We start from the raw sequence: 12,331 nt of genomic DNA on the forward strand, positions 1-12,331 counted from the left end.
CTTCGATCTCATCGGTGCAGCGCCCGGCGCGAGCCAACGCGTCGTCGTGGGCCTGGGCGGAACGACACGCCAGCGGCTCGGCCAGCTCCGGCATCGCAGCGCGAATCGTGTCCGCCGCCCCGGGCAGCGTCGAGCGGCCCTTCTCCACGAACAACACCCGCCGCCCCGAGCGGGCCAGCCGATAACCCAGCATCCCGCCGCCCATACCGGTGCCCACGACAACCACGTCCCACACAACGCGTTCCGCCTCGCGCGCATCCAGCCCGTCAGCCAAAACCGAACTCCTCAGCGCATCAGGGCCCAAAGATTCGGCCCGGTGTGGGCGAATGGTGATCGTATCATTCGGTGCCACCCACCTCGGCGGTGCGATGCCAGCCTGATTACAATGCCCGCAATGAAATTTGTGCTGGCCAACTGGGGTACGCGCGGCGAAGTCGAGCCCTACGTCGCGGTCGGCCGTGAGCTGGTGCGCCGCGGGCACGACGTGCGCATGGCCGTGGCGCCTGAAATGGTCGGCTTTGTCGAGTCGGCCGGGCCTGCGGCGGTCGCCTATGGACCGGATCTACAGGCCATCCTGGACCCGCACCGCGACTTCTGGACGTATTTCTTCGGCAACCCCTGGAAGATCCGGGAGCTGGGCAGGATGTGGGGCGAAGTTGTGGAGCCGCTGACCGACTGCCGTCGGGACGTCAGCACGACGCTAGCGTCGCTGACCGACGGGGCCGATCTGCTCCTCACCGGCATGAACTACGAGGACACCGCTGCCAACGTCGCTGAGTATCGCGACATTCCGTTGGCCACGCTGCATATCTTTCCGTTTCGGGCCAACGGCCAACTCGTGCCGTTGCTGCCGGCGCCGCTGGGCCGCTCCGTGATGAGGACGTTCGAGTGGCTGTCTTGGCGGGGGCCGAAGAAGGTCGAGGACGCGCAGCGCCGTGAACTCGGTCTGCCGCAGGCCACCGCCCCCTGGCAGCGGCGGATCACCGAACGCGGATCGCTGGAGATCCAGGCCTACGACGAGGTGTGCTACCCCGGGCTGGCAGCCGAATGGGAGAAATGGAACGGCCGGCGGCCCTTTGTCGGTGCGCTGACTATGGAATTGCCGACGGATGCCGACGAAGAGGTTTTGTCGTGGATTGCCGGGGGAACACCGCCGATTTGCTTCGGGTTTGGCAGCGTAGCGGTCGACTCTGCCGCCGATACGCTCGCCATGATCGGGTCGGCCTGCGCGCGGTTAGGTGAGCGGGCGTTGATCTGCGCTGCCGGGACCGAATTCAGTGACGCTCCGCATTCGGATGACGTCAAAGTGGTGAGCGAGATGAACTACGCCGCGGTCTTTCCAGCGTGCCGCGCGGTCGTACACCACGGTGGCGCGGGCACCACGAATGCCGGCCTGCGCGCCGGCGTCCCCACGTTGATCCTCTGGACGTTACCCGATCAGGGGCTCTGGGGAGCTCGAGTCAAACGGCTGAAAGTAGGTACCGGGCGGCGTTTTTCGACCACGACTGAGAAATCGCTGGTCGCCGACCTGTGCCAGATCCTGGATCCGCAATACCGCACCCGGGCTCGCGAGCTTGCCGCCCGGATGACCAAACCCGCCGACAGCATTGCGACCACCGCTGATCTGATGGAAGATTTCGCCCGTCGCAAGCGGGTCGGCTGATCGGCGGCGGCCCGTCAGAATGGTTGCCGCGCAAGGCAGCCAGGCTCTAAGAACCCTACCCCGCTGTCAGTCGGCTTCTGCGGGTGCCAGCTTTTCGCACAGCAAATCCGCCAAGCCGCGAACGGTGGTGACGGCGATATCGCTGGGAGTGAGGCGTATTCCGGTTTCGGTCTCGATGCGGGTACGTAGTTCGAGGGCGCCCAGCGAGTCGACGCCATACTCGGAGAGCGGACGGTCGAGATCGACGCTGCGGCGCAGGATCAGGCCGACCTGCTCGGAGAGCAGACGCCGCAGCCGGGTGGGCCGCTCTTCTGGGGGCAGCGCGTCGAGCTCGGCACGCAGTTTGCTTGTGCCCGTTGTGCTTTGCCCGGTAGAGCGGAACGCTTCGGCGAAGGGGCTGCGCTGGGCGAAGGCAGACAGCCACGGTGTCTCCGTGACCGGTGCGTAGCCGGTGTAGGCACGGTCGTGGCGCAACAGCGCCTCGAACGCATACGCGCCCTCGTCGGGAGTGATGGCAACCCCGGCGTCCTCCGCCACACTGGTGGCGCGACCGATCTGGGCCCAGGCGCCCCAGGCGATCGCGGTGGCCGGCAGCCCCTGAGCCCGGCGCCACATGGTGAAGGCATCCAGCCAGCTGTTGGCTGCGGCGTAGGCACCCTGACCGGGCGAGCCCACCAGCGCGGCCGCCGAGGAGAACGAGCAGAACCAGTCCAACGACTGCCCGGCGGTGGTTTCTTGGAGGGCACGGTGTAAGTTCCATGCGCCGTAAACCTTTGGCGCCCAATCACGCTCGATGAGTTCCTCGGTGATATTGGCCAGTGTGGCGTCCTCGACCACCGCGGCCAGGTGCAGCACACCGCGCACCGGAAGCCCGGTGGAGGTCGCCGCGGCCACCAACCGGGTCGCTGTTTCGGGATCGGCGATGTCGCCGCACTCCACCACGACATCGGCACCGGCCGCGCGGATACGCTCGATGGTCTCCAGCGCCTCCGGCGTTGGCTGCGAACGCGAGGACAACACGATACGACCGCAGCCGGCCGCTGCCATCTTCTCGGCCAAGAACAGCCCCAGGCCCCCGAGCCCGCCGGTGATGAGGTAGGCGCCGTCGCGGCGGAAGACCCGAGCCTGCTCCGGGGGCACCGTCACGCGGCTGGAACCGGTGTGCGGAATGTCGAGCACGAGTTTGCCGGTGTGCTGGGCGCCGCTCATCAGCCGAACCGCGGTGGCCGCGTCGGCCAGCGGGTAGTGCGTGCTCTGCGGCATCGGCAGCGAACCATCTGCGGTGAGCCGGTACACCGAGTCCAGCAAGGCCCGGATCCGGTCCGGATGACTCTGAGACATCAGCGCCAGGTCGAGGGCGTAAAACGCAAGGTTGCGCCGGAACGGGAAGAGCCCCAGGCGGGTGTCGCCGTAGATGTCGCGTTTGCCGATCTCGACGAACCGGCCACCGAAGGACAGCAGTTCCACTCCGGCGCGCTGGGCTGGGCCGGTCACCGAGTTGAGCACGACGTCGACGCCGTAGCCGTCGGTGTCACGGCGGATCAGCTCAGCGAACTCGGTGCTGCGCGAGTCGTAGACATGGTCGATACCCATGTCGCGCAACAGTTGCCGACGCTGCTGGCTGCCCGCGGTGGCGAAGATCTCGGCACCCGCGGCGCGGGCGACCGCGATCGCCGCCTGTCCCACTCCGCCGGCCGCGGAGTGGATCAGCACCTTCTCGCCGCTTGTGATGCGGGCCAGCTCGTGCAGGCCGTACCAGGCGGTGGCGTGCGCGGTCGTCACCGCCGCCGCCTGGTCGTCGGCCAGCCCAGCCGGCAGCGTGACGGCCAGGTTGGCGTCGCAGGTGAGGAACGTGCCCCAGCAGCCCTCGCCGCACAGACCCCCGACATGATCGCCCACCTGGTGGGCGGTGACGTCTGGTCCGACCGCGGTCACCACGCCGGCGAAATCCATACCCAGCTGCGGCAGCTGCCCCTCGAAGCTGGGGAATTGGCCCATGGCCAGCAGCACGTCGGCGAAGTTGATGCTGGACGCGGTGACCGCGACCTCGATCTGTCCCGGTCCCGGCGCAACCCGTTCGCGGGCAACGAGTTCCATCGACTGCAGATCACCGGGCGTGCGGATCTGCATGCGCATCCCGTCGCACTCATGGCTGACCACAACGGTTTGCCGCTCCTCGGGGCGCAGCGGAGCCGGGCACAACCGCGCGGTGTACCACGCGCCGTTTCGCCAGGCAGTCTCGTCCTCTTCGGACCCACCGAGCAGTTGGCATGCCACCTGCTCAGTGTCGGTGGCTTCGTCCACGTCGATCTGACTGGCGCGCAGGTGCGGATGCTCGGCGCCGATCACCCGGATCAAACCCCGCAGCCCGGCCTGCTCCAGACTGGGCCGGTCACCGGCCAGCACCGTCTGGGCGTTGCGGGTCACCACGTACATTCGTGGCGGCTCGCCGGCGGTCTTCGCCAGCTCGCTGGCGATGCGCACCAGATGCTGCACATATTCGCGGCCCAGAAGTGGGGCCTGGTCCTCGGTATCACATACTGGGGCACCGTTTTTCGGCCCGGTGAGGATCACCACACCGCTGAACCTCCCGGCCCGCAGATGGTTTGCCAACTCTGCTGCGTTCGAGGCGTGATCGGCGTGTGGTGGCCAGCACATGGTGGTGCAGTGCGCGGCATGGCTTTTCAGGGCATCGGCCAACATGGTGGCCAGCACGTCGGCGTCAGTGGTGCTGATCAGCAGCCAGCTGCCGGCGTCGACGCGGGGCAGTTCAGGCAACTGCCGCTGCTGCCAGTCGATGCTCAGCAGCCGCTCGGCCAGCACCCGGTCTTGGTGGCCGTTCTCGGATGCTCCGGTGCCCAGCCGCAGCCCCTGCACCGCCAGCAGCACCGTCCCGTGCTCGTCGAGCACGTCGAGGTCGGCCTCGACCCCGGACGTGTCGGCTTTCGTCACCCTGGTGTAGCAGTAGCGGGCGTTGCGGGTCGAACCGTAAGCGCGCAGGCGACCAAGACCCAACACCAACGCCAGCACGCCCCCGCCGAGGTTCTGGACGTCGCGATGAGCTTCGACGGACTGAAAGCAGGCGTCCAGCAGCGCGGGGTGCACCGTGTAAGCGGCCTGTTGCGAACGGATTTGGCTGGGTAGCCCGACCTCGGCCAGCACGGTGTCGGTTTCGGTATCGCCGGTGCGCACCGCGGCCAGACCGGTGAACGCCGGACCGTCCTGGATGCCGCGCTGTTCCAGGCCCTTACGCACCTCGGCGCCGTCCTGGCGACGCGGATGCGCAGCCAGCAACGCCGACATGTCGTAGGCGGGTGGCTGCTCATCGTCTGCGGCAGACAGGACAGCGGTCGCGTGCCGCGCCTGCTCGCCGCCCTGATTGGTCTCCACGGTGAATTCGGCGATGCCCGGCCCCGAAGACGACAACAACGACGCCGAGGCGCCGATCGTGGTCTGCTCATCTAACAGCAGCGCCTGCTCGAAGCGGATGTCGCGGACCTCACCAGCCTCGCCCAGCACGGTGCGTGCGGCCGCCAACGCCATCTCGCAGTAAGCCGCCCCCGCAAGCACGGCCACATTGCGGATCTGATGTTCGGCGAGCCAGGGCTGGGCGGCGGTGCCGATCTCGGCCTGCCACACGTGGCGCTCCGGCTCCTCCTGCAGGCGCACATGCGGCCCCAGCAGCGGATGCACCGAAACGGTGCAGCCGCCGTGTGCTGGGGAGTCCTGGCCGTCGCTACTCAACCACAGCCGACGGTGGGTCCACGTCGGCAGCGGCGCATCCACCAGCTGCCCGTTCGGATACAGCACGGAGAAGTCGATCGCCGCGCCCGCGCTGTACAGCTCCGCCAGCAGGCCGCGCAGCCCGTGCGGCAGCTCTTGCTCGCGGCGCATACCGGCGAGGGCGGCCAGCGGCATGTCGAGACTGCGGGCGGTCTGCTCGACGGCGTGGGTCAGCAGCGGGTGCGGCGCCAGCTCGGCGAAGACCCGGTAGCCGTCCTCCAAAGCGGCCCGCACCGCCGCGGCGAACCGCACCATGTTGCGCAGATTGTCCGCCCAATACCTGCTGTCGCAGACCGGCTGCTCGCGCGGGTCGAACAGCGTCGCCGAGTAGAACGGGACTTCCGGTGTCATCGGGTGCAGGTCGGCCAGCACCTGCTTCAGCTCGTCGAGGATCGGCTCGACTTGCGGCGAATGCGACGCGACGTCGACGGCGATCTCGCGGGCCATCACGTCGCGCTGCTCCCACGCCGCGACCAGATCGCGAACCGTCTGGGTGGCGCCGCCGATCACGGTGGACTGCGGCGATGCCACCACCGCCACCACGGCGTCCTTGACGCTGCGCGCCGTCAACTCCGAAAGCACTTGCTTGGCAGGTAGTTCCACCGACGCCATGGCGCCTGCACCGGCGATCTGCGACATCAGCCGCGATCGGCGGCAGATAACCCGCAGCCCGTCTTCCAGCGACAGCGCACCCGCGACGACGGCCGCTGCGGCCTCACCGAGGGAGTGCCCGATGACCGCGCCCGGGCGTGCCCCGTAGGCCTTCATGGTGGCGGCCAGGCCGACCTGCATGGTGAAAATGGTCGGCTGGACCCGGTCGATACCGGTCACGGTCTCCGGCGACGTCATCGCCTCGGTCACCGAGAACCCGGACTCGCGGGCGATCACCGGCTCGGCCGCCGCGACGGTGGCGGCGAACACCGGTTCGGTGGCGAGCAAGTCTGCGCCCATCGCGGCCCACTGCGAACCCTGCCCGGAGAACACCCACACCGGGCCACGATCGTCGCGTCCGACCGCGGCCTGATACGGCGTATCGCCGTCGGCGACCGCGCGCAACGCGTCGACGAGCTCCGGCCGGCTGCCGGCGATGACCGCGGTGCGCACCGGGCGGTGCGCACGCCGACGCGCCAGGGTGTAGGCCAGATCCGGCATCGCCACGTCCGGGTGTGCCTGCACCCAGTCAGCCAACCGGCCGGCGGTGCGGCGCAGCTCGTCGGCCGAGGTGGACGACAGGGCAAACAGCAGCGGGTCACCGGCCAACACCGGTGCTGTCATCGCCGTTTCGGCTGGGGCGTCGTGGGGCTTAGCGGTTTCGGGGGCAGGTTCTGGTGCTTGCTCCACAATGGCGTGAACGTTGGTTCCCGACACCCCATACGACGACACCGCCGCCCGGCGTGGCCGGCCGCTGTTCGCAGGCCACTCTGTGGTCTCTTGTGGCACAAAAAGTTTCGTGTCTATGCGGGCAAGCTCATCGGGCAGCCGGGTGAAGTGCAGATTCCGCGGCACCACACCGTGCTGCAGTGCGAGGACGGCCTTGATCAATCCGAGAGTTCCGGAGGCCGACTGGGCATGGCCGAGGTTGGTCTTCACCGACGCCAGCGCACAGGAATCCTCGACGCCGTATACCTTCGCCAGGCTGGTGAATTCGATGGGGTCACCCACCGGGGTGCCAGTGCCGTGCGCCTCGACCATGCCGATTGTGCCGGGGTCGACAGCGGCCGCGGCCAGCGCCGCCTGGTGCACCGCAGTCTGCGCGGCGAGCGACGGCGTCGAGATGTTCACGGTGTGGCCATCTTGGTTAGCGGCCGTGCCGCGCACCACCGCCAGGATCCGGTCGCCGTCGCGCAGCGCATCCGGCAGGCGCTTGAGCAACACCACGGCAGCTGCCTCGCCACCCACGTACCCGTCGGCGGCGACGTCGAACGCATGACAGCGCCCGGTGGGAGACAGATGACCCTGCGCCGTGCCCGCGACGAACTTTCGCGGATCGAGCATCACGAAGGCGCCGCCCGCCAGCGCCAGATCACTCTCGCCCTCGTGCAGGCTGCGACAGCCCATGTGCACCGCGAGCAGGCCAGAAGAGCATGCGCTGTCCACCGTCAACGCGGGACCCTGAAGGCCCAGGGTGTAGGCGATCCGCCCGGACGCCATGCTGAACACGTTGCCTTGGAAACCGTACGGGCCCTCCATGGCGTCGGAATCAGCCTCGACCAATTGATAGTCGTAATGCGTCAAACCCACGAACACGCCGGTCAGCGAGTCGGTCAGCGTCTCCGGGGTGAGGCCGGCGTGCTCGATGGCTTCCCACGAGGTTTCCAGCAGCAAGCGGTGCTGCGGATCGAGTGCGGTCGCCTCGCGTTCGTTGATCCCGAAGAACTCGGAGTCGAAGCCGGCAACGTCGTCGAGGAACGCGCCCCACTTCGACACGGACCGACCCGCCACACCCGGTTCGGGGTCGTAGTACTCGTCGGCGTCCCAGCGGTCGGGCGGAATCTCGGTGACCAGGTCATCACCTCGCAGCAACGCCTCCCACAGCTGCTGCGGGGAATTGATGCCGCCGGGAAGCCGGCAGGCCATGCCGATGACAGCAACCGGCGTGACCGGCGGGGTGCCCCTCATCGAACCTGAGGGGTCCGAACGACCATCACCCGTCGCGAACGAAACCATTGCGCCTCCTCACAGCAGCGACTCTGAAGCATTGTCCGCTGCTTGACTCGCCCCCGACCCACCCAGGGTGCTTACGTCCGCGTCGATCGATGCGTTGCTCTTGTTGAAGGATTTCATGCACGTCAGCGCCTTAGGCGACAAGGCTCACAGTATTACGCAGGTGTCAAGGACACAAGGGCCAGGCGCCGGCTGTACCCGGCTGTACAAGAGTCGAGATACCGGCGGCTTGAACCGTGTCGGTGAGTTGAAATGGACTCCGGCAGGCAGAGCATAGAAGTGTGCGTACGTGCACGCGGGTGTTGCGGAGGTGTCAGCCACGCGCTTGTGGTCAACACCAATTCGAACCGCGAAGTTCTAGCGCCGGCTCCATAGCACTCTCTATCGGTATCCTCTTACGCTTGCCGCGGTGGAAGACGACGTGAGTGCTGTCGGCGAGACGCTGATCAACGAGATCCGCAGGGTTGCCCAGCGGTATCCCGAGAAGACCGACGAGACGAGCCGCTATGTGATCGGCGGTCAGCCGCAGTGCCTGGTCGGGCATGCGCTGCTGCGGTTGCACCGTGAGCCCGGGTTCATCTCGCGGCTCGAAGAGAATTGTTCACTGGCGTTCGATCGGCTGGTCGACAGCCGTACGCTGCCCGAACTCGACGGGATCCGCGGCGACGAGACGATATGGATCAACCGGGTGCAAAAAGCGCAGGATCTGGCCAGGACCTGGGGGGATGCGGTGACTCATGCTGATCAGTGGTGCGTCGGCCGCGCTCGGCAACCGCACTCGACGAATCACTCGACGAATCACTCGACGAATCGATGCACGCTGAGAAGCAAAGAGAACCGAGATGTCGCGGCGACGGCCACGGTAACCTGTTCGACGTGGTGGAGACATCCCTTCCGGCTGTGCTGCGCGAGCGTGCCAGCCTGCAGCCCGATGACACGGCATTCACGTTTATTGACTACGAGCAGGACTGGGCCGGCGTTACCGAAAGCCTGACCTGGCCGCAGTTGTATCGGCGAGCGCTGAACGTTGCCCGTGAGCTCCGACTTTGCGCATCACCGGGGGATCGCGCCGTGATATTAGCGCCGCAGGGACTGGATTACGTCGTTGCTTTTCTGGGCGCATTACAAGCCGGAATTATCGCGGTTCCGCTCTCGGTCCCGCTCGGTGGTGTCACCGATGAGCGTGTTGATTCGGCGCTCTCCGATGCGTCCCCCGCTGCCGTTCTCACGACATCCTCGGTGGTGGGCGAGGTCACCCGGCATGTCACGTCGCAAGCCTGGGGATCCGACCCATCGGTCATCGAGGTGGATTTGCTGGATCTGGACGCTCCGATACGATCCGATGCCGGACAAGATCATGACCAAGCGCTCGCCTATTTGCAATATACTTCCGGATCGACCCGGAAACCGGCTGGAGTCATGATCTCCCATGAGAACTTGGTGACCAATTACGAGCAGTTGGTATCTGGCTACTTTGCGGATAGTGAGGGGATTCCTCCGCCGGATCTGACGCTGGTTTCGTGGCTGCCGTTCTACCACGACATGGGTTTGGTTAGTGCAGTTTGTGCACCGATTCTCGCGGGATTCGAATCCGTGCTCATGACCCCGGTGGCGTTTCTGCAGCGCCCGGCCCGGTGGATGCAACTGCTCGCAAGCCATTCGCACGCATTTTCTGCGGCGCCGAACTTTGCTTTCGAACTGGCGGCACGCAAAACGTCAGACGACGACCTGTCGGGGTTTGACCTCGGCAACGTGCACACCATCCTCAGCGGCAGCGAACGAGTGCACCCGTCGACTCTCAAAGGCTTTGCTGAGCGGTTCGCGCGCTTCAATCTTCATGAGCGAGTGCTTCGGCCGTCATATGGGCTGGCGGAAGCAACGGTGTACGTGGCGACCAGCAGAGCGGGCCAACCACCAGAATTCGTCGACTTCGAGTCGGAGATGCTCTCTGCCGGTCACGCGAAGCGGTGTGCAAACGGACGCGGCACACCACTGGTCAGCTATCCGCTGCTGCAATCACCCACCGTGCGGATTGTCGATCCGGAGACCCGGACCGAGCGTCCGGAGGCAACGACCGGCGAGATTTGGGTGCACGGCGACAACGTTGCCGCGGGCTATTGGCGCAAACCCCAAGAGAGTCAGTGCACTTTTGGAGCCTCCCTTGTCGCGCCGTCGGCCGGCACACCGGAAGGGCCTTGGCTGAGGACCGGGGATCTGGGTTTTGTCTGCGATGGGAAGCTGTTCATCGTCGGCCGCATCAAAGATCTGTTGATCGTCTACGGGCGTAACCACTCTCCCGACGACATCGAGGCGACGGTCCAGGAGATAACCCGAGGCCGGGTCGCGGCGATAGCCGTTCCGGATCGGGGCATGGAGCAGCTTGTCGTCGTCATCGAAGCCAAGCGGAGAGGTGACTCCGACGAGGATGTGATGAACAATTTCACGGTCGTCAAACGTGAGGTCACCTCGGCGGTCTCAAACTCGCACGGCGTCGGAGTCGCGGACCTGGTTCTGGTACAACCGGGTTCGATTCCGATCACCACCAGCGGCAAGGTCAGGAGATCGACGTGTGTCGAGCAGTACCAGCGCAATCAGTTCGTCCGCGTGGATGTTTGAACGCCAACCGCGCGTAGGGTTCTCCCAAAATTCACGCCGGTTCGACGGCAAGGAGGATCCGTGAAAACCGTTCCTCAAATGGTGGCATCCGAGCTTGTTGGGCTGGGCGTGTTCGGCTTGATGCTGTTTTTGCCGGCGTGGACGTTCGACTATTGGCAAGCATGGGTTCTGCTGGCGGTGTTTGCCCTTTCGGCCCGGATTCCCGGCATCTACTTGGCGCGAACGAATCCCGCTGCGCTGCAGCGGCGGATGCGTGGAGGGCCGAGGGCGGAAACCCGAGTGGTGCAGAAGGTCGTCATGGGTGGCGTATGGCTGTCGCTGGCTGCGATGATCGTGGTCAGCGCCCTCGATCATCGCTTTGGGTGGTCTCCGGTGCCGACGGCAGTCTGCGTGGTCGGTGATGTCCTGGTCGCGGTCGGACTGGGTGTGGTGATGCTGGTGGTCATTCAGAACAGCTACGCGGCATCGACCGTCCGGGTCGAGTCTGGCCAGAAGGTGGTCTCCACCGGTCTGTATGGGCTGGTGCGCCACCCCATGTACACCGGCAACGTGATCGCGATGGTGGGCGTGCCCCTTGCGCTCGGTTCCTACTGGGGACTCGTCTTCGTCGTACCCGGCCTGCTGGTGCTTGCCTGGCGCATCCGCGACGAGGAGAAGCTGCTCCGGGAGGAGTTGGACGGATACCGTGAGTACACGCAGACGGTTCGCTACCGCCTGGTGCCACACATGTGGTAACAGGTCGTGGCTGCCGACGCGCACGGTTAGTCAGGTATCACCCGTCACGTCAGGCAGAGGCTGTTGAGGCTGTAGTGACCGGTGACACCATCGCCGCGAGTTCCCCAGCATGCCAGCACAGCCTGCATCGCGGAAACCCTTAGGCTTTACCTTTTTTCACCGAGCGGGCATCTCTGTCCAACTGTTGGCTCAAGCTTCGCACCGACGGCGCATCCAATAGAGTGCACACCGTGAGCTGAATGTCGAGGGCGGTATTGATCGCGGCGATCGCCCGCATCGCCGAAAGCGAATCCCCGCCCAGGTCGAAAAACGACTCGTCGACGCCGACGCGGTCTACACCCAGCACCTGGGCGTAGATGTCGGCCAAGATCTGCTCGACCGGGGTAGCCGGGCCGTGATGGCCATTACCGTTGCCGTGGTATTCGGGTGCCGGTGTCGGCGTGGTTGCCGGCTGGGTTAGCGCGGCCCCGTTGCCGGTGTGATCGACGAGGTCTAGTGATGCGAGTGGTCGTGTGGGGTCGGCGGTCATGGCCACCAGGGCTCGCTGGAACCGTTCGATGAGCGTTTCGATGGTGGCCGCGTCGAAAACATCCAGCCGGAATTGCACGTGAAGGCCCAGTTCGTTGCCGGGGACGGCTTGGATCACAAGCGGGTAGTGGTAGTGGTCGCGGTTGGTCAGCTCGGTGATGGCCAACCCGTCGGCGCCCGACAGCGCGGTGGTGTCGATCGGATAGTTTTCGTAGGCGAAGACGGTGTCGAACAGTCGTTGCTGGCCGGTGATGCGGTGGATGTCGTTGAGGGGTAGGTGTTGGTGTTCGAGGGTGTGGTTGTGGGTGTTGTGGAGTTGGTCGAGCAGGTCTGCGGTGGTGG

General features: G+C 65.9%; 5 protein-coding genes and 1 pseudogene. 3 read left to right on the top strand and 3 right to left on the bottom strand.

Annotated features, from left to right (window positions below):
* Window positions 1–205 (bottom strand): annotated as a pseudogene (locus AC2VOP_RS16390) (GMC oxidoreductase); the annotation flags it as partial.
* Window positions 206–394: 189 nt separating this feature from the next.
* Here AC2VOP_RS16390 and AC2VOP_RS16395 point away from each other — a divergent pair.
* Window positions 395–1,663, top strand: coding sequence for a glycosyltransferase (locus tag AC2VOP_RS16395; protein WP_486961954.1), 1,269 nt, complete (start codon window positions 395–397; stop codon window positions 1,661–1,663).
* Between the two features lie 66 nt (window positions 1,664–1,729).
* On the opposite strand, the gene pks2 is transcribed toward AC2VOP_RS16395, so the two are convergent.
* On the bottom strand, window positions 1,730–8,065 hold the full coding sequence (gene pks2, locus AC2VOP_RS16400) for a sulfolipid-1 biosynthesis phthioceranic/hydroxyphthioceranic acid synthase (RefSeq protein ID WP_486961955.1): 6,336 nt from the start codon (window positions 8,063–8,065) through the stop codon (window positions 1,730–1,732).
* 921 nt (window positions 8,066–8,986) lie between these two features.
* On the opposite strand from pks2, the gene AC2VOP_RS16405 reads away from it, so the two are divergent.
* Together AC2VOP_RS16405 and AC2VOP_RS16410 are read left to right on the top strand one after the other, a co-directional pair.
* On the top strand, window positions 8,987–10,726 hold the full coding sequence (locus AC2VOP_RS16405) for an AMP-binding protein (protein WP_486961957.1): 1,740 nt from the start codon (window positions 8,987–8,989) through the stop codon (window positions 10,724–10,726).
* A 78-nt stretch (window positions 10,727–10,804) separates the two neighbouring features.
* Entirely contained in the window at window positions 10,805–11,461 is a 657-nt protein-coding gene (locus AC2VOP_RS16410) for a methyltransferase family protein (protein WP_486961958.1), read from the top strand.
* A gap of 139 nt (window positions 11,462–11,600) precedes the next feature.
* On the opposite strand, the gene AC2VOP_RS16415 is transcribed toward AC2VOP_RS16410, so the two are convergent.
* The coding region (locus tag AC2VOP_RS16415; protein ID WP_486961956.1) for a condensation domain-containing protein at window positions 11,601–12,331 on the bottom strand (731 nt) is incomplete at its 5' end.

Source organism: Mycobacterium sp. TH-M106 (assembly GCF_057473765.1).